Raw genomic sequence first — 17812 nt, 5'->3', positions numbered from 1 at the left:
TACTTGCTCCACCAATCATAAGCGCCCATCTACGTATTGGTTTCTCTGCATCCCTTATTATGTATAACATATGGTTTTAAATAACTAGTACTATAATCATAGCAATTTTCCTTCAAGAATAAAAGGAAGTATTAATAATTTTGCGAAAATTTGTAGATTCAAATAAAAGATTGTATTCTAAAGATAGCACATCAAAGAGGTTGAATCGATATACTTATACAATAGTACAATACATACATGGGTTTATCATAAAGGAGGATACATACATGAGTATGACCTTGCTTTTATCATTTTTGGGAGCTGCTATTCTATTAACTCTCATGCCAGGGCCGGATAATCTGTTTGTTTTGGCACAAAGCATTTCTCAGAATAAAAAGGCAGGTATTATGACCACATTGGGACTCTGTACTGGCATTCTTGTACATACAACAGCTGCAGCACTAGGAATTTCAGCAATTGTCTATCAATCTACTTTGGCATTTACAATTGTAAAGTATGCAGGAGCTGTGTACCTTTTGTATCTTGCATGGGGTGCATTTCGTGAAAAGGATGCTTCTTTCGATATTGAAGAACAGGCTCATATTGGGTATGGAAAGCTTTATCGCAGAGGGGTTTTAATGAACGTATTGAATCCAAAAGTATCCCTATTTTTCTTGGCATTATTTCCACAGTTCCTTGATACTACACCAGATGCATGGAGCATTCCATTTCAAATGGTAGTGCTAGGGTTAGTCTTTATGGTTCAAGCTTTTTTGATTTTTTCAGTTGTCAGTATGTTTGCAGAGATTGTTAGAGGTTGGTTAATGCGCTTTCCTTCTTTAGGAAAAAGAATCAATGTAATAAAAGGCGTCTTGCTAGGGTTGATCGGATTAAAACTGGCCCTTGGAGGAGAAGGAAAATAGGTGCTCAAAACAATGAGCACTTTTTTTATTTCATTAAAAGAAAACGCTTACATTTTTAGGGTCCCTCTAATAAAATGATTCGTATAAGGACCATTTTTAAAATTTGAGGGGGGAACGATCATGAAAAAGGGTCAGCATGGATTCGAAACAAATGTTATTCATGGTGGTTATGATTCTAAAGAATTTTTGGGTAGTTTGAGTACTCCAATTTTCCAAACGTCAACGTTTACGTTTGATAGTGCTGAACAAGGTGAAAAGCGATTTGCTGGTGAAGAAGAAGGTTATATATATTCGCGTTTAGGAAACCCTACGGTTCGGGCGTTAGAAGAGAGGGTTGCATTACTTGAAGGAGGAGAAGCAGGTTTAGCTTTTGGATCAGGCATGGCTGCTGTATCAGCTGTCCTTATTGAACTTACGAAAGCTAATGACCATATCTTATGTTCTCGAGGTATTTATGGGTGTACGTTTGGATTACTATCCATGTTAGAAGAGAAGTACAACATAACCACGGATTACTCTGAAATGAAAACAGAGGATCAATTAAGGTCTTTGCTGAAACCCGAAACCTCTTGTATTTATGTAGAGACACCGATAAATCCAACGATGGAACTAATTGATTTGGAGCTAGTCACTCGTGTTGCAAAAGAGTTTGATATTCCGGTTGTCGTTGATAATACGTTCTGTTCCCCTTATATTCAAAAGCCACTTGAAATTGGTTGTGACTTTGTTGTGCATAGCGCTACAAAATATATTGGAGGACATGGAGACGTCGTAGCAGGGTTGGTTGTAGGGAAAGCTGATTTTATGCAAAAAATGGCGATGAGTACACAAAAAGATATTGGAGGTATTATCTCTCCTTTTGATGCGTGGCTACTATTAAGAGGTCTCAAAACATTGCCAGTCCGAATGGATCGCCACACAGAAAATGCAGAAAAGATTATGAACAAGTTGAAGCACCATCCTAATATAGCAAAAGTGTTTTATCCAGGAGACCCTGATAACCCAGATTATCCAATAATGAAAAAGCAAATGAGTCAAGGTGGAGGCCTTATCTCTTTTGAGATAAAAGGTACAAAAAAGGACGCTCAAGCAATGCTGAACAAACTGTCCTTTATCAAAACAGCAGTAAGCCTAGGGGATACTGAGACTTTAATCCAGCACCCTGCTACGATGACCCATTCTGTTGTACCATTAGAAACGAGAGAAAATATGGGCATCACAGATCAACTGATTCGGTTATCTGTAGGTCTTGAAAACTGGCAGGATATATGGAATGACCTACACCACGCTTTAGGGTAGATACAATAGGAGGACTTAATATGACTGAAAAAGAAAAAATGATTGTAGGCGAATTATACAACCCACAAGACCAAGAACTTTTTCAGGATCGCCTCCGTGCTAAGTCCTTATGTAAAAAAATAAATGATCTTGATCCAACGAAACTTGATGAACGAGTTGATCTATTAAAAGAGTTATTCCAAATCGATCATAATGTAATTGTAGAACCAGGCTTTTATTGTGATTACGGGTATAATATTCATCCAGGAAAGAACTTTTACGCCAATCACCAATGCGTTATATTAGATTGTTGCCCAGTGAATATGGGGGATAATGTTATGTTTGGCCCTGGGGTGCAGGTGCTAACAGCCGACCACCCCATTAACGCTCAAGCACGAATATCCGGTACAGAGATGGCCTCTCCTATAACGGTAGGGGATAATGTGTGGATTGGTGGAGGAGCTATTTTGTTACCTGGTGTTACGATCGGCTCTAATACAGTCATAGGAGCAGGGAGTGTCGTGAATAAGGATATTCCTGATAATGTTGTAGCTGTAGGTAATCCGTGTAAGGTGAAGAAACAGATTGAAGATTAAGAGATAAAGAATCACATACTAACGAGGTTAATTCATCGTACAAATAAAATAGATTACTAAAAACATGTGACTTCTCAGTAGAAGTCACATGTTTTTTTATATTAAAAAGTTTTGTTTAAGCCATACTGGAGGCATCTCTTATTCCAATAATGACATAGGATTACCTAACACATTACAAAATGTAAATTATATTCAACATTTTGTAATGTTCTTCATAATATGGATGTATAAGGAGATGGGTTTTTTGAAAAACAAGCAAATGAAGATCGCCCGAGTGGAGGCCGATGTATCTCAAAAACAATTAGCAGAGATGGTCGGAGTCACAAGACAAACCATTAATTTAATTGAAGCAGGAAACTATAATCCGAGTCTCAAATTGTGTACTTCAATATGTAAAGCATTAAATAAGACTTTAAATGATCTATTCTGGGAGGATGTTGAATGAGTACTGAAAAGTTCGTGAAGGAAACAAAATGGACGATTTTTGTATATTTATTTGTGAGCATTGCTTTTTTTGTCACCTGGGTCATTTTCCTAACCATTGATATCTCCCTTACCAATAACAAGGCCTTTCTAGCCTTGTCGCTTATTCCTTTTAGTGCAGCACTCGCTTCTTTTCTTAAACTACTGAAAATAAAAAATGATCCAAAAGTGGTTGTATCCGAAACGGATGAGAGACTTGTCGCCCAAAGGAATGAAGCAGATGCGAAAACATTGAAGGTGCTTCAAGGGATATTGTTCTTAACCTATTTGGGATACACATTTATAGTTCCCGAGGACGTTTTCAAGTCATTCGGGTGGTGGGTAGCGTTATTTGTTTTTTTGTTCTCTCTATTCGCTCCACCCATGTTTCGTCATATCATAAAAGAGACATAATAAAGATTAGCCGGCTGAGAAAGCTTCGAACCCCCCTTTTTCTCCAAACATTCAATTCCTTGGCAAGTAATTAGAATAAGAAACGCCAAAGGTCAGCAATCTAATGCTGGCTTTTTGGCGTAAGTGGGTGATTATCCAATAAGGGATAGTTTCCTTTTCCGCACTAGAATTGGGCAGGATTGTCTAGACTTATCTTATAATACTAGGGGTTTCTATTGTTCTAATCGAATTCAAATCCGAATATATGTAAAATATCTGCTCACTACCTTGCAATGTTCAATAGTATTTGCTACCCTATCTACAAGAAAATTATTTCCAATTATTTTCAACCTGGTACTGAACATTAATCAGTACTGGTGATCTCTTTCAGAAACAGGTGATGCGTGTGAATCCGCAATTTAAGAAAGGTGTGCTTGAATTATGTGTCCTAGTATTGGTGAAGCAAAAAGATCAATATGGCTATGAACTTGCACAAAACTTAACGAACCAAATAGCTATTGCTGAAGGAAGCTTGTACCCTCTCTTACGCCGAATGACCAAAGATCAATATCTACGTACATACACAGCTAAGTCTTCAGAAGGGCCACCACGAAAATACTATCAGCTCAGTGATCTTGGTGAGAAATACATGGAAGAACTCATAAGTGAATGGAACGTATTCCAGGGTAGTGTGAACAATTTAATAAAGGAGGCAACTGCAGGGTGAATCAGAAATCTTTTTTATCGAACATGAAGCATGAGCTAAAAGGGATGTCCCAAAAAGAACAACAGGAAATCTTATCAGACTATACAGAGCATTTTGAGGCAGGGAAATTGGAAGGGAGAACGGAAGACGAAATTGCTCAAGAACTTGGAGATCCAAAAGGAATAGCGAAAGATCTCATGATGAATAGTCGATTGGAAAAAGCTGAACAACAGCATTCCTTTACCAACATTATGCGAGCCGTGCTCGCAACAGTGAGCCTTAGCTTTTTTAACTTAGTTATTGTGTTAGGCCCCGCCATTGCATTGTTTGCGATCTACATTACGCTGTGGTGCTTAAGCTTTTCTCTTGTTCTTGGGGGAGTAGCTCTTCTTTTCAATGTTCTTTTAGGTAATAGCATATCTACTTTAACCAATTTGTTTACCTTTTCAGCTTTAAGTGGTCTCGGTTTGATTGTAGGAGTAGTCATGACTTATATATCGAAACCACTATATAAAGCAGCACTCAGTTATATGAAATGGAATGTCAAAATTGCGAAGGGGGAACAAGTTGCATGAAGAATTTCTTTCTGATCGGGATGACTTTATTGATTAGTGGTGTCGCAGGCTTGGTGTTTATGGGATTTCAAGGAAAGGCGTTTTCATTGAAATCCCTTTGGGGAAATGTTGAATCTTTTGAAAAGACAGCTTCTTTTGATAGCTCAGATATAGAGGAAATCTTTTTGGATGTATCATCAGAGGATGTACAAATTTATCGTTCTACATCAAATGACATAAAAGTGCGATACTACGGTGAGAGTAATCACCATGAAAAAGTTAAAGATGCTTTCTTTGCTAAACAGGATGGGGATAAACTGCAAATTGAAACAAAATCTACAGTGGTTTTTGGGGTCATCTACCATGATGTGAATATCGATATCGCGATACCGGAAAAACAATGGGGAAAAGTAAGCCTGAATAGTTCAAGTGGTGATATTAAAGCAGTAAACCTAGGAGCTGAAAGTCTTTTTATTAACCTTTCTTCCGGTGACGTTCGGTTAGATCAAGTTCAAGCAAATGAAATCAATATTAAAACGAGTTCAGGTTCTTTTGAAGGAGATCGTGTAAAAGGTCATTTAACCGTTCATACGAGTTCAGGAGATGTGGAACTATTTAAACACCCTTTAAACCATAATATGAACATTCAAAGCTCAAGTGGTGATGTAAGTATTCAAGCTTCTGAGAAGCCATCTAATTTGTATTTGCAGTTTGATAGCAGTTCTGGTGAAGCTGACATTACTTTCCCCATGAAATTCTTATCAATGGATGAATCTCATATTAAAGGAAGCGTCGGGGAAGGAGAGTATAAGATTCAAGTCAAAACAAGCTCAGGAGATTTTGACTTTACTCAATGATCCGCATAGTCTAGAAGACCCCACCCCATACACCTATTGCTGAAAACCAATTTATTCCGTACCATGAAAGTTCACCGACATCACAGACATATCCAACTAGAGGAGGAACCATTGTGGTTGCTAGTAGTCATCAAGTTATGGGGTTTACATGGGGAATTGTAGCCATAACGATTTCTCATTCATTAGGCGTTGTACCTGATCTTTTATTTGCAAATATTCTTTTCTTTGTATCGGTCATGTTAGGTTCATTACTACCGGATATCGATACACCAAAATCAAAACTTGGTGGACCTTTTGATCAATGGGGATTTATTGTTATTCTGACATTGATAGCAGTAGAAGCTGTAACACCAGGGATTAATCGTGCGATACAATTTTCATTAATGATTTTATCACCAATGTTATTTGTGTTTTCAGGACATAGAAAATTTACGCATTCCTTATCTTTTTTGTTGTTAATGGGAGCATACAGCATGATGCTTTATACATACATTCATATCCCTATTTTTTATCTTATTGGTTTTTTGGCTGGTATTGCATCCCATTTGTTTGGCGATTACTTAACAAAACGGGGCATTCCACTTCTTTATCCTTTCAGCAGAAAATACTTTCGATTTTTCGTTACGTTCCGTACAGGGTCAACTGCTGAGCAAACCATTACTGCGGTTTTAATTGTCCTGAACATTATTCTTTTGGCAAAAAACACGTTAAGTTAGTAAGCGTATTATTTTGTCTTTTGAAGAATGATATAAGAGGATAGAAATAAGACAAAGTAAGCAAAGGAGATATAATGACACAGAAGCAAGAGATAGGTTGGAACTTTGATAACAGTTATACGCGACTTCCGGAAATATTTTTTAAAGAAGCAGATCCAACCCCTGTAAAGTCGCCTGAGTTAGTCATTTTGAATCAATCGTTAGCGACATCAATGGGGTTAGATGTAGAGAAGCTTCAAAGTGAAAAAGGTATAAAAATGTTTAGTGGGAATGAAGTTCCAGAAGGAGCTCTACCAATTGCTCAAGCTTATGCAGGGCACCAGTTCGGAAACTTCACTATGCTTGGAGATGGTCGAGCTGTGTTACTGGGCGAGCATATCAATCCATCAGGTGAAAGATTAGATATTCAGCTCAAAGGTTCAGGTCGAACACCATTCTCTAGACGAGGGGATGGTCGAGCAACACTTGGGCCTATGCTCCGCGAATATATTATTAGTGAATCCATGCATGCATTAGGAGTTCCGAGTAATCGTAGTTTAGCTGTTGTTACAACAGGAGAGTCAGTCTTACGAGAAAGAGAGTTGCCTGGGGCTGTTTTAACTCGCGTTTCAGATAGTCATTTACGAATTGGTACTTTTGAATACGCAGCTAAAGGAGGCACTTTGGAGGATCTCAGAACGCTTGCAGATTACGCCATAAACCGTCATTATCCAGACATTGAAGATGATGATGATAAATATCTCATGTTTTTTAAAAAGGTCATCCAACAGCAGGCTGAGCTCATTGCAAAGTGGCAGTTAGTCGGATTTATCCATGGGGTTATGAATACGGATAATATGACGATTAGCGGAGAGACCATCGACTATGGTCCATGCGCCTTTATGGATGTGTACGATCCTGCGACCGTATTTAGTTCTATTGATGTTCAAGGACGCTATGCCTATCAGAATCAGCCAGGGATTGGTCAATGGAATCTTGCGCGTTTCGCGGAAGCGCTTTTACCTTTGCTTCATGACGATGAGGAACACGCGGTTGAAATAGCTAAGAAAGAACTCCATAAGTTTGAAGAGCTATACTACAGTCATTGGATGGCTGGTATGAGAAGGAAGCTGGGACTCCTAAATGAAGAGGTGGAGGACAGAGCGCTGGTAGAAGAACTTCTTCGTATAATGAAAGAACATGAAGCTGACTTTACCAATACATTCCGCGCTTTAACATTAGGGAATACGTCAGATACAGAGATGTATGGAAAGGCAGAGTTTACGCAGTGGTATAAGAAGTGGCAGGAGAGACTTGAAAGGCAGGATGAACCGAAATCTTCCGTTCAACAATTAATGAAGAGCGCCAATCCATCTGTCATACCTCGAAATCATCGTGTAGAAGAGGCACTTGAAGCTGCAGTCGATAAAGGAGACTACAGTGTATTGGAGAGCCTTATGGATGTTCTTTCAGATCCTTATGCGTATTCTCCTGAACAAGAAGAGTATGCAAAATCACCTGACCCATCAGACCGTCCTTACACAACCTATTGTGGAACATGATGAGAACAAAAAAGAGCAAATTCCGTTATGGAATTTGCTCTTTTTTTTAAGGATTAAGCTCTCTCTAACATGCGATCTAAAGCTTTTTTCGCATTCACAGCTACACCTTTCTCTACCTCAATTACATTGTGTGGTTCCCCTTTTTCAATCGACTCGAGACACCATGCAAGATGTGGAAGGTCTATACGGTTCATGGTTAAACAAGGGCACATGCTCGGGTTCAGTGAGATAATGTGCTTATCAGGATGTTCCTGAATAATACGGTTAACGAGATTCATTTCCGTTCCGATAGCCCATTCACTACCACTAGGTGCTGCCTCAATTGTCTTGATAATATGATTCGTCGATCCAGCATCATCCGATAACGCTACAACCTCACGGCGGCATTCAGGGTGAACAATGATGTTCATGTCAGGATGATCCTCTCGAACTTGATGGATATTGTAAACAGTGAAATTCTCATGAACGGAACAGTGACCTTTCCACAGAATCACTTTCACATCGTCAAGATCCCCTTCATAATTTAGCTTTTCTAAGATTGGATCCCATACTGCCATATGTTCCAATGGAATTCCTAAATTATAAGCTGTATTTCGACCAAGATGCTGATCGGGTAAAAATAGGATACGTTCTTTTTGTGAAAAAGCCCAGCTAACCATCTTCTCAGCATTTGAGGAGGTAACGGTGGCACCTTCGTTTTTACCTACAAACGACTTAATAGCAGCAGTCGAGTTTACATAGGTCAGTGGCATGATCGTATCTCCGAAAAGGGACATGAGTTCATCCCAAGCCTTTTCTGTTTGATCGATATCAGCCATATCAGCCATTGAACAACCAGCTCGCATATCTGGTAAATACACTTTTTGATCGCTCGTGGTTAAGATATCTGCTGTCTCTGCCATAAAGTGAACACCACAAAATACGATAGATTCCGCATCACGATTTTCTGCTGACAGTTGAGCCAATTTTAATGAATCCCCGCGTACATCAGCGAATTGAATCACTTCGTCCTTTTGGTAGTGATGGCCAGGCAAAAATAAACGGCTTCCCATACGTTCTTTTACCCCTCGAACGCGTTCTTCTAATTCCATCACGGACATTTCTTTATAGGCATCAGGAAGCATAGGTGTTTTCATTTCCAAAGTATCAAAAAGGTTCATCATAACTCCTCCTTATGAGTATGAACTCTCACACTAATATCCAGTGATGGAGCTGAGTGTGTTAAAGAGCCCAAGGATATGTAGTCCACTCCTGTTTTTCCATAGTCACTTAAGTGTTCGATCTGGATTCCTCCAGAAGCCTCCGTTACAATGCTGTTTGGCACTAGTGTAACAAGCTCTGAAATAGATTCAGGTGTCTGATTATCAAACATAATGCAGTCAGCCTTGGCTTCTACTGCTTCTAATACTTGTTCTTTAGACTCCGTTTCCACCTCAACCTTGACCATGTGACCAAGTTGTCCTCGAACTATTTGAACAGCTTTTGTAATGGAACCGGCAAATGCAATATGGTTATCTTTGATCATGACAGCATCGTATAGACCGTTTCGGTGATTAAATCCGCCTCCTGATCGTACAGCGTATTTTTCAAACATGCGTAAACCAGGGGTTGTTTTTCTTGTGTCGCAAATCCTTGTGTGATCACTACTCAGAGACCTTACTGCTTCGTTGGTTTTTGTTGCAATCCCGCTCATACGTTGAATCAAATTTAGAATGACACGTTCACCTTTTAAAAGGATAGCCATATTACCGATTACTGTAGCCAATGTTTGACCAGCATGAATGGATTCTCCATCTTGAACCTTAATGTTAACAATCGTAAATTCGTCTAATAATCGAAATCCTCTACGTATAACCTCCGATCCGCAAAAGATGCCATCCTGCTTCGAAATAAAAACAATTTCTCCTTCTGTCCCTTCTTGAAACAAAACATCACTAGTCACGTCGTGATCACCAATATCTTCTATGAAAAATGCTTCAAGTTGTTGCTGCATCTTTAATAAGTTCATACACTTCACCTTTCTCCCATTGCCGTTGAAGGGTTATATGATTTGAAATCCATTCATCTCGTTCAATGGGGATGTCACTTCTGAAATGACCTCCACGGCTTTCTGTTCTTTCTAATGCGGATGACGTAATCATCCAAGATGTTATAAGCATAAAGACTGTCGTTATATCATTAATCGAGAGACGATCATAGTCCATTTCCAAAAGCTCTTTAATCTTGTAGGATTCCAACATTTCTCTTTGCTGTATTAAGCCTTCTTTCGTTCTTACAATGCCAGTATGTTTCATCATGGACGATTGGATGTCATCCATAGTTGGCAGGTGGGGTAGAGTTGAAGACTTTCTTTTATATAAGAAAGGAGCTGTATATCTTTTCTCCTGTTTTGCGTGATTAATAGATTGTGCCAGTCTTTTTCCATAAACGAGCCCTTCTAATAGTGAGTTACTAGCGAGACGGTTTGCTCCATGAACTCCTGTACATGCGACTTCACCAATGGCATAAAGTCCTTTTATATTCGTCCGCCCAACCTGATCTGTTTTGATTCCTCCCATTAAAAAGTGACATCCGGGGGCGACTGGGATTTTCCTTTCTGAAATAGGGACACCATTTTGTTCACAAAGTTTTGTAATAGTAGGGAATCGTTTGTGAAAATTTGAGATTGAATGAATATCTAAAAATATATCGATACCTTGTTGGATGTAATCGAATATGGTTTGGGATACGACATGACGTGGTGCAAGGTCCTCAAGTGGGTGAACCCCTTCCATGATCCGTTTTCCATTCGATGTGACAAGTTGAGCCCCTTCCCCTCTAACGGCTTCTGATACAAGACCTTTTGCTTCACCATTTACATAAAGGAGTGTCGGATGAAACTGAACAAATTCCATATCAATCATTTCTGCTCCAGCTCGATAAGCCAAGGCAAGGCCATCTCCAGTTACTGTTGATGCATTTGAAGTGATCTCATAAACTTGACCGCATCCTCCTGTTGAAAGAACCACATGGTCAGCGAAGAAAGTGTGGATGTCTCCATTGGCATCTTTACCTTTTGCTCCGTAACACGCTTCATGATTATGTGTTAGTAATTCGTAGACAAATAGATTTTCAATAACTTCAACATTTGATCCGACATTCTTAATTAATCCGTCTACAAGTCTTTTCCCGGTTTGGTCGCCACCTCCATGGATGATTCGGTGTTGTTGATGGGAACCTTCCATACCCAGTAAGGGGCTTCCATCTTCTCCAAAATCAAATTCACATCCCGTTTCGATTAACTCCCTCATCACCGAAGGGGCTGCTTCTGTTAAGTCTTGGACTGCTAATGAGTTATTTATATGTCGTCCGGCTTCTAAGGTATCCGTGTAATGTAAATGTGGATGGTCATGTGCTCCAAGGGCAGCCGCTACGCCTCCTTGGGCAATAGAAGAATTTCCGTGCTTGAGATGCGACTTTGTGAGAACAATCACATTCAAGTCCTTAGAAAGATGACCGGCCAACTGTAATGCAGCGACTCCGCTGCCTATAATTAATACGTCACATTTTTGCATAGGGCATCCTCCTGAGTTAACAGGTGTCTTGACACTTATATTTACATAGAATTAAACTAATGACAAGTGATTTGTGAAAAATTTACGGGGGAGAGGCACATTCATGAAATATTTCGATTACGCTGCTACGTGTCCCATTGATGAGGAAGCATTAGATGCGTACGTAAAAGCTTCAAAAGAATATTTTGGAAATACAAGTAGTTTGCATGATGTTGGGGGGAAAGCTTTAACATTATTAGAACAGTGTAGAGAAACGATAGCTAATTTAACAGGTGTAAACTCAAAAGACATATCTTTTACTAGTGGTGGTACAGAAAGTAATTTTTTAGCGATTCATGCATTGTTGGATGCCAATCAAGAGAAAGGAAACCATATCATCCTATCTCAGTCTGAGCATTCATCCGTTCAAAATGCAGTGAAGAAGCTAGAACAACAAGGGTATCGTGTGTCTAGAATACCGTTAACTCCAGAAGGAATCATTGATTTAGATATACTTCGGGAGGAGATAACACAGGAAACAGCACTTATTTCGATTCACCATGTGAATCCTGAAATCGGAACTATTCAACCTATAGAGGAAATAAGTGTGCTATGCAAAAAGTATGGGATTTTGTTACACAGTGATTGTGTCCAATCATTTGGGAAAATGGATCTTAAGCAGGTGACACCTCTCTTAGATAGTTTTTGTTTATCTAGTCATAAAGTGTATGGTCCTAAAGGGATCGGAGCGTTATATATAAATCCATCTTTAACGTATCAACCTTATTTACCTGACGTTGCACACGAAAAAGGGGTTCGTGCAGGAACCGTTAACGTCCCAGCAATTGCAGGATTTACGGTTGCTGCTCAAAAAATGCATCAAGATTTAGGAAAACAACAAAATCACCAGCATACATTGGTGGAAGCTTTTAGTGCTGCTTTAGACCCTGTGAAAGAATATGTAGAAATTTTTCACCCGTCTTCTGATCAAGGTTTCTCTTCCATTGTCGGCTTGTGTGTAAAAGAGGTTGAAGGACAGTGGCTAATGCTAGAAGGAAATCGGAATGGTTATGCTTTCTCAACAGGAAGTGCTTGTGCTAGTGGACAACAAGAACCTTCCAAAACCTTAATGGCAATGGGATATTCAAAGGACAAGGCCAAAACATTTATCCGAATCTCTTTTGGAAACGATCATACGATCCAGGATGTAAAAGATCTTGCACAGTACCTTGTTCAAACCATCGAAGGACGTCATCAGGTTGTGCTACAATAATTTCATATCATGTATGGTTGAGGGAGCGTAAGAGATGAGTGATAAAAAATTACTAGGGGAAGAGCGACGCGAACGGTTACTGGATCTTCTCAAAACAAGTGGGGAGCCGATTAAAGGTGGCGATTTAGCTAAACAAGCTAATGTCAGCCGTCAGGTTATCGTCGGTGATATCTCATTATTAAAGGCAAAAAATGAACCCATTATTGCCACAAGCCAAGGGTATTTGTACTTTACAGATCCAACGAAGGACCATAAATACATGCGTACGATTGCATCTACTCATACCCCGGAAGAGACGGAGGACGAGTTGAACTTACTTGTAGACCATGGTGTTGTGATTAAAGATGTATCTGTAGAGCATCCGGTTTACGGTGATATAACAGCTTCCCTTCACATATCAAATCGTAAAGAAGTAAAACAATTTATTGAAAAAGTTCGATCCAACAAAGCTTCCTATCTGCTCGAATTAACAGGAGGCATCCACATGCACACTATATCCGCCTCATCGGAAGAAACACTGGATGATGCAGTGGAAGCACTTGAGGGAGCTGGCTATCTCGTAAGGACGTAAATATAAATCATCAGGTTTTAGGGCCTGGTGATTTTTTTTATTCATGATAAACCTCTTATTTAGAGATAAAATGGACATTCATTTATAATAATAAGGGAAGTATGATAAGAGAGGATGAGCATTCATGTATGCTATCTACATCGCGCTTGTCATCATAATTAGTATCGTTGCATTAGTTGGTACCATTTATGCTGGTAAACAAACGAACCATAGTGAGGGAGTGCCAGTTGATTCAGAACATATCCCTTCTTCATCAAAAGGTAAGAAGGGGGTTTCAAGTATTAAAGTGCTGTCCTATATATATGGGATAACTTTCTTAATAACAGCTGTAATCATTGCCATTTTTATTTTTTAACAAACGAAGACAATATGCTAGCAAAGGACGTGAACATCAATGGAACAAAACATCGGGTTTATCGGTTGTGGGAGCATGGCTCAGGCAATGATTGGAGGTATGCTTTCCTCTGAACTTGTCGGTCCACATCAGGTAATGGCAAGTGCAAATTCTGAAAAAACCTTACAAGAGGTACAATCAAAATTTGAAATTGAAACAAATGTAGATAATCGGGTTGTGGCATCAGACTCAGACATTTTGTTTATCGCAGTGAAGCCATATAAATATGAAGCAGTTATTCATGAAGTACGCCAATCTGTTAGAGATCACACAATTGTAGTAACGATTGCACCAGGCGTTTCGTTTGAAGATATGGAGAAGGCTTTTGAGCGAGAAGTAAAAGTAGTACAAGCTATGCCTAATACACCTTCCTTAGTTGGTGCTGGGATGTCTGCTATTTGCCCAAATACTAAAGTGGAAGATGAAGAGTTGGAATCCGTTGTTCATCTTTTTAAAAGTTTTGGAGAAGTGGAAGTGATTACGGAATCTCAAATGGATGCTATCCCATCGATTAGTGGGTCATCACCTGCTTATGTGTATATGATGATTGAAGCTATGGCTGATGGAGGCGTGCGTCAGGGACTGTCTCGTGAACAATCATACCGACTAGCTTCTCAAGCTGTACTAGGTGCAGCCAAAATGGTTTTAGAATCAGGTTTACATCCAGGAGAGTTAAAGGATCAAGTTTGTTCACCAGGTGGCGCTACAATAGCAGCTGTCTCCCAACTTGAGAAAGAAGGATTCCGTGGAACCGTTATGTCTGGAATGGAAAGTTGTTCAGAGAAAGTGAAAGGTATGGGGGAGTAATAAACAGAATGGGTAATCCTTAAACAAGGTTACCCATTTTTATTTTCTAATAAGGATTACTTTCCGTGTGTTTTGGCGCAATTTCAGCCTTTACTTCATTTACATCTGTATTGCTATATTTTTTCGTATCATGCCCGCCAGTTGTTCTGGCAATATACTCTTTCACTTCATTGTACGTCATGCCGGAGTGTGCGTTTTTATTTTTAATATGAAACACGTCTGTTTCGGTATTTTTCTTGTTCGTCATGTAAATCACCTCCTGTTCTTAAGGTGAACGAAAAAAGCATAAACTATCCAATGTGTTCGTGCGTAGATGTTTCTACCTTATAGTGGGTATAAATAAGTGAGGTGATAGGTATGCAAGATCGTGATGTAACGATTATAGGTGCAGGAATTACAGGAATAATGGCAGCAAACACTCTGCGAAAAGAAGGAATTAAAGATATACATGTTATTGAGAAAAGTAAAAGTGTGGGTGGACGTTTGGCTACTCGTCGAATAGAGAACGGGAAAGCGGATCATGGCGCTCAATTTTTCACCGTACGAACAAGTACACTTCAAGAGTATGCTGATGCTTGGGTTGAGAAAGGATGGGTTAAGCACTGGTTTGGTGATCCTTACCCAAGGTACACAAGTGTAGACGGCATGAATCATTTGGTGAAAAGGTTATCTGAAAATATACAGGTTACACTGCAAGCAAAAGTCATGGATATCAAAGAAGTGCCTGGTGGTTTTCAGGTCACATTGGATAATGAGGAGTCCTTTAAAACAGGAGCGATTTTAATTACGGCTCCAGTTCCTCAGGCAGTAGAACTATTACAAAATCAAACATTAACGTTGAATGTGGAACGAATTAAAGAACTATCAAACATCCAGTTTCAGAGGGCTTTAGTAGGTATGTTTACAATGAGCAAAAGTACATCACTTCCTTCAAATGGTCATGTTGATAAAGGGTTACCTGAAGGCGTTGAACGGATTGTTGACCACCATAAAAAAGGGATTTCAAGTATTCCTGTTGTCAGTGTTTATATGAGAGGGGAATGGAGTGACCATAATTTCCTTCATCAAGATGAGTTGACACTTAGAGCTATAAAGGAGTCTGTAATGGATTATATAGAACCTCTCCATGTGAAAGATGAGCAGTTAAAAAAATGGCGTTATGCTCAGGCTAGCTCGATGATCAATCAATCTTATGTAAATGTGCATCAAGTTCTTCCTTTATATGTAGCAGGGGATGCCTTTCTTAGGCCAACTGATCAAGCAGGGCGTACACGATTTGAGAGTGCATTTTTATCAGGGATAGATGTGGGAAACCAACTCGCCACAATGATGAAAGGGATATAGTAGAAAAGCAGCGGTCAATTGACACGCTGCTTTTCTTATTGCTACTTCTTGTTCTTTTCAGGGGATATTTCCTCTGAAAAAGCTACGTTTGCTGACTGCATTGAAGACGGATTGAAGTCATTTGTCCCGTTAGGATTCGTATCAAACATACGACGAATCGGTTGGAACATATTTTGATCTTGCATATTTTGACGAACTAATCCATAAATAAGCCCGCTAACAGCAAGACCTAAAATGGATAACCACATACTCGTTCCCATTCCGTTACGTCTTCTCATCCCAAAAAGGTTTCGGTTACGTCCGAACATAGCTGATCTACGTCCAATATTAAAAAATGTTGTTAACCAATTTAAATTTCTCACAAATTCATCCTCCTTAACAAACGTGGAGACTTTATATCTCCATTTCTTAATATCATCCGAAACGGAAGAATTATGATGACAATGATTTCCACAACCTCAATAAAATCGTAACAAAACTTTACGTATATGATGGATGAACGCCCAATATGTTTTAAGTAAATTACTGTTTTATTCAGGAGGCGTTCCGTACATGATAAATCGGGCTCTTTTTTCCAGAAAACCAAAGATACCCATTGTATTTGTACCAGGACTATTTGGATCGATGAGTGATGTCATTCTTCCTGGGACAGGAAATTGGCACTTTGGACTAGCGGGGATTGTTTACCAACCTTTTATCAAAATGCTTGAACGAATGGGGTACAAAGAGGGAGAAGATTTATTTATTGCTTACTATGATTGGAGAAAGCCGATTGAATCTAATGCTAAACATTACTTGTTGCCTGTTATTGAGGAAGCCAAAGGAAAAACAGCTTCGAAAAAAGTAAACATTATTTCTCATTCAATGGGAGGGTTAGTTTCACGAGCTTATGTACAAAGTAAACTGTACCATAATGATGTTGACCAACTCATAATGATTGCAACTCCAAATGCCGGATCAGCTCCTAATTTCAGCTTTTGGACAGGTGGGGAAATGCCTGATACAGATGATACGTCAGTGAATTTGGTTCATATATACATGAAAGTGTATCTGTGGTTATTATCTCAACTTCATCCCCAAAACCCCATTGAAGCTATTCATTCACATTTTCCAAGCTTAGGTGATATCGTTCCAAGTCGATTGTATGAGAATTACATCATCGAGCACTCTTATTCCAATATCATGCAATGGAAACCGTATAGTAAGTTGAAAACAAAAAACCCATTTTTGGACCACTTGAATGAAAAGCAATACACTCTTTCCGAGCGAGGCATAAGATTGTGTATTATAGCTGGGATTGGTATATCTACGGTTCAACGGTTGGAAGTTACAAAGGATAAGAAACACGACAAGCAATGGGTAGATGGAAGAGTGGTACGTACGATAAAGACTGAATCGGGCGATGGAAATGCAACCGCGTCTAGTGTATGCATCTTAAAAGGAGATCAGTATATCCTTCCAGGAACTCATAATGAAATCTTATTGAAAAGTGAAAGCATCCTAAGAAAAAAACTTTGGACAGATCGAAATGAAGGAGAAGATTATTCCTCATTAACATGGAATGAGTACATTGTTTTATGTTGGAGTGGTGAAGGAGAACTTCTTATACAAAAAGACGATTCTTGTGAAGTGACAGTTTATCAAGACAACATTGTTTATGGATTTGGTTATGCTTTCATATTAGGTAAGAGTATGAGTGGAATAAAAGTGTATTATCATGCAAACCAGGATAGTGAATTAAAATGTCGTGTTTCTCGTTTCAAAGTAGAGGATTTTATGATTCATAGGCGCTTGAATAAAAAAGAACAGATTCAAATTATATAGGCACTTTAATAGGAATGGAATAAATATGTATGAAAAAATATAAAATTTAGTATTTTTCACC

At 39.0% G+C, this 17812-nt stretch carries 20 protein-coding genes and 1 pseudogene; 16 read left to right on the top strand and 5 right to left on the bottom strand.

Annotated features, from left to right (window positions below; translation table 11 throughout):
* Positions 1–266 precede the first annotated feature (266 nt).
* From GS400_RS19095 to GS400_RS19050, 10 genes are all read left to right on the top strand, one after another.
* Positions 267–902, top strand: a complete 636-nt coding sequence (locus GS400_RS19095; RefSeq protein WP_160104316.1) for a LysE family translocator — start codon at positions 267–269, stop codon at positions 900–902.
* Between the two features lie 120 nt (positions 903–1022).
* On the top strand, positions 1023–2201 hold the full coding sequence (gene megL / locus GS400_RS19090; protein WP_160104315.1) for a methionine gamma-lyase: 1179 nt from the start codon (positions 1023–1025) through the stop codon (positions 2199–2201).
* A gap of 20 nt (positions 2202–2221) precedes the next feature.
* Entirely contained in the window at positions 2222–2776 is a 555-nt protein-coding gene (locus GS400_RS19085) for a sugar O-acetyltransferase (RefSeq protein ID WP_160104314.1), read from the top strand.
* 244 nt (positions 2777–3020) lie between these two features.
* The gene (locus GS400_RS19080) at positions 3021–3221 is read left to right on the top strand and encodes a helix-turn-helix transcriptional regulator (protein WP_160104313.1); all 201 of its coding nucleotides are present in this window, start codon (positions 3021–3023) and stop codon (positions 3219–3221) included.
* A complete protein-coding gene (locus GS400_RS19075; RefSeq protein WP_160104312.1) occupies positions 3218–3652 on the top strand; it encodes a hypothetical protein in 435 nt (144 codons plus the stop codon). Before GS400_RS19080 ends, GS400_RS19075 begins: the two co-directional genes overlap by 4 nt.
* Positions 3653–4037: 385 nt before the next feature.
* Complete coding sequence (locus GS400_RS19070; RefSeq protein ID WP_160104311.1) at positions 4038–4358, top strand: PadR family transcriptional regulator; 321 nt, start codon at positions 4038–4040, stop codon at positions 4356–4358.
* Complete coding sequence (locus tag GS400_RS19065) at positions 4355–4912, top strand: HAAS signaling domain-containing protein (protein WP_160104310.1); 558 nt, start codon at positions 4355–4357, stop codon at positions 4910–4912. Before GS400_RS19070 ends, GS400_RS19065 begins: the two co-directional genes overlap by 4 nt.
* A complete protein-coding gene (locus GS400_RS19060; protein ID WP_160104309.1) occupies positions 4909–5748 on the top strand; it encodes a DUF4097 family beta strand repeat-containing protein in 840 nt (279 codons plus the stop codon). The genes GS400_RS19065 and GS400_RS19060 overlap by 4 nt, the downstream gene beginning before the upstream one ends.
* Positions 5749–5861: 113 nt before the next feature.
* Positions 5862–6464 carry a metal-dependent hydrolase gene (locus GS400_RS19055; RefSeq protein WP_160104308.1) on the top strand — a complete coding sequence of 201 codons (603 nt, stop codon included), beginning with the start codon at positions 5862–5864 and terminating at the stop codon, positions 6462–6464.
* Between the two features lie 74 nt (positions 6465–6538).
* Positions 6539–8005, top strand: coding sequence for a protein adenylyltransferase SelO (locus GS400_RS19050; RefSeq protein ID WP_160104307.1), 1467 nt, complete (start codon positions 6539–6541; stop codon positions 8003–8005).
* A 53-nt stretch (positions 8006–8058) separates the two neighbouring features.
* Here the strand turns inward: GS400_RS19050 and nadA are convergent, their stop codons facing one another.
* From nadA to nadB, 3 genes are read right to left on the bottom strand one after another with little or no spacing between them, the layout of a single operon-like run.
* Entirely contained in the window at positions 8059–9165 is a 1107-nt protein-coding gene (gene nadA, locus GS400_RS19045) for a quinolinate synthase NadA (protein WP_160104306.1), read from the bottom strand.
* A complete protein-coding gene (gene nadC / locus GS400_RS19040) occupies positions 9165–10013 on the bottom strand; it encodes a carboxylating nicotinate-nucleotide diphosphorylase (protein ID WP_160104305.1) in 849 nt (282 codons plus the stop codon). Before nadC ends, nadA begins: the two co-directional genes overlap by 1 nt.
* Positions 9982–11559, bottom strand: coding sequence for an L-aspartate oxidase (gene nadB / locus GS400_RS19035; RefSeq protein ID WP_160104304.1), 1578 nt, complete (start codon positions 11557–11559; stop codon positions 9982–9984). The genes nadC and nadB overlap by 32 nt, the downstream gene beginning before the upstream one ends.
* Before the next feature lie 103 nt (positions 11560–11662).
* Between nadB and GS400_RS19030 the strand changes: the two genes are divergently transcribed.
* From GS400_RS19030 to proC, 4 genes are all read left to right on the top strand, one after another.
* Positions 11663–12811 (top strand): cysteine desulfurase family protein, encoded by a 1149-nt coding sequence (locus tag GS400_RS19030; RefSeq protein WP_160104303.1) that lies wholly within the window; start codon positions 11663–11665, stop codon positions 12809–12811.
* A 34-nt stretch (positions 12812–12845) separates the two neighbouring features.
* Positions 12846–13382, top strand: a complete 537-nt coding sequence (locus GS400_RS19025; RefSeq protein ID WP_160104302.1) for a transcription repressor NadR — start codon at positions 12846–12848, stop codon at positions 13380–13382.
* Between the two features lie 124 nt (positions 13383–13506).
* Positions 13507–13737, top strand: coding sequence for a hypothetical protein (locus GS400_RS19020; RefSeq protein ID WP_160104301.1), 231 nt, complete (start codon positions 13507–13509; stop codon positions 13735–13737).
* Between the two features lie 39 nt (positions 13738–13776).
* Positions 13777–14583 (top strand): pyrroline-5-carboxylate reductase, encoded by an 807-nt coding sequence (proC, locus tag GS400_RS19015; RefSeq protein ID WP_160104300.1) that lies wholly within the window; start codon positions 13777–13779, stop codon positions 14581–14583.
* A 46-nt stretch (positions 14584–14629) separates the two neighbouring features.
* Here proC and GS400_RS19010 read toward each other — a convergent pair whose 3' ends face one another.
* The gene (locus GS400_RS19010; protein ID WP_160104299.1) at positions 14630–14830 is read right to left on the bottom strand and encodes a gamma-type small acid-soluble spore protein; all 201 of its coding nucleotides are present in this window, start codon (positions 14828–14830) and stop codon (positions 14630–14632) included.
* Positions 14831–14940: 110 nt separating this feature from the next.
* Here GS400_RS19010 and GS400_RS19005 point away from each other — a divergent pair, with 110 nt between their 5' ends.
* Positions 14941–15927 (top strand): NAD(P)/FAD-dependent oxidoreductase, encoded by a 987-nt coding sequence (locus GS400_RS19005; protein WP_160104298.1) that lies wholly within the window; start codon positions 14941–14943, stop codon positions 15925–15927.
* A 41-nt stretch (positions 15928–15968) separates the two neighbouring features.
* Here GS400_RS19005 and GS400_RS19000 read toward each other — a convergent pair whose 3' ends face one another.
* Positions 15969–16289, bottom strand: coding sequence for a hypothetical protein (locus GS400_RS19000; RefSeq protein ID WP_160104297.1), 321 nt, complete (start codon positions 16287–16289; stop codon positions 15969–15971).
* A 190-nt stretch (positions 16290–16479) separates the two neighbouring features.
* On the opposite strand from GS400_RS19000, the pseudogene GS400_RS18995 reads away from it, so the two are divergent.
* Positions 16480–17436: pseudogene (locus GS400_RS18995) on the top strand (esterase/lipase family protein); the annotation flags it as partial.
* Between the last annotated feature and the right edge of the window lie 376 nt (positions 17437–17812).

This window comes from Pontibacillus sp. HMF3514 (assembly GCF_009858175.1).
Taxonomy (GTDB): domain Bacteria; phylum Bacillota; class Bacilli; order Bacillales; family BH030062; genus Pontibacillus.
Note: the sequence above shows the minus strand (reverse complement) of the source record. Positions and strands in the feature narration are given on the sequence as shown.

Bases quoted from the DNA above. Each gene is read 5' to 3' on its own strand.
- GS400_RS19095 (WP_160104316.1), top strand. From the start codon at position 267: ATGAGTATGACCTTGCTTTTATCATTTTTGGGAGCTGCTATTCTATTA.
- megL (WP_160104315.1), top strand. From the start codon at position 1,023: ATGAAAAAGGGTCAGCATGGATTCGAAACAAATGTTATTCATGGTGGT.
- GS400_RS19085 (WP_160104314.1), top strand. From the start codon at position 2,222: ATGACTGAAAAAGAAAAAATGATTGTAGGCGAATTATACAACCCACAA.
- GS400_RS19075 (WP_160104312.1), top strand. From the start codon at position 3,218: ATGAGTACTGAAAAGTTCGTGAAGGAAACAAAATGGACGATTTTTGTA.
- GS400_RS19060 (WP_160104309.1), top strand. From the start codon at position 4,909: ATGAAGAATTTCTTTCTGATCGGGATGACTTTATTGATTAGTGGTGTC.
- GS400_RS19050 (WP_160104307.1), top strand. From the start codon at position 6,539: ATGACACAGAAGCAAGAGATAGGTTGGAACTTTGATAACAGTTATACG.
- nadA (WP_160104306.1), bottom strand. From the start codon at position 9,165: ATGAACCTTTTTGATACTTTGGAAATGAAAACACCTATGCTTCCTGAT.
- nadC (WP_160104305.1), bottom strand. From the start codon at position 10,013: ATGAACTTATTAAAGATGCAGCAACAACTTGAAGCATTTTTCATAGAA.
- nadB (WP_160104304.1), bottom strand. From the start codon at position 11,559: ATGCAAAAATGTGACGTATTAATTATAGGCAGCGGAGTCGCTGCATTA.
- GS400_RS19030 (WP_160104303.1), top strand. From the start codon at position 11,663: ATGAAATATTTCGATTACGCTGCTACGTGTCCCATTGATGAGGAAGCA.
- GS400_RS19025 (WP_160104302.1), top strand. From the start codon at position 12,846: ATGAGTGATAAAAAATTACTAGGGGAAGAGCGACGCGAACGGTTACTG.
- GS400_RS19020 (WP_160104301.1), top strand. From the start codon at position 13,507: ATGTATGCTATCTACATCGCGCTTGTCATCATAATTAGTATCGTTGCA.
- proC (WP_160104300.1), top strand. From the start codon at position 13,777: ATGGAACAAAACATCGGGTTTATCGGTTGTGGGAGCATGGCTCAGGCA.
- GS400_RS19010 (WP_160104299.1), bottom strand. From the start codon at position 14,830: ATGACGAACAAGAAAAATACCGAAACAGACGTGTTTCATATTAAAAAT.
- GS400_RS19005 (WP_160104298.1), top strand. From the start codon at position 14,941: ATGCAAGATCGTGATGTAACGATTATAGGTGCAGGAATTACAGGAATA.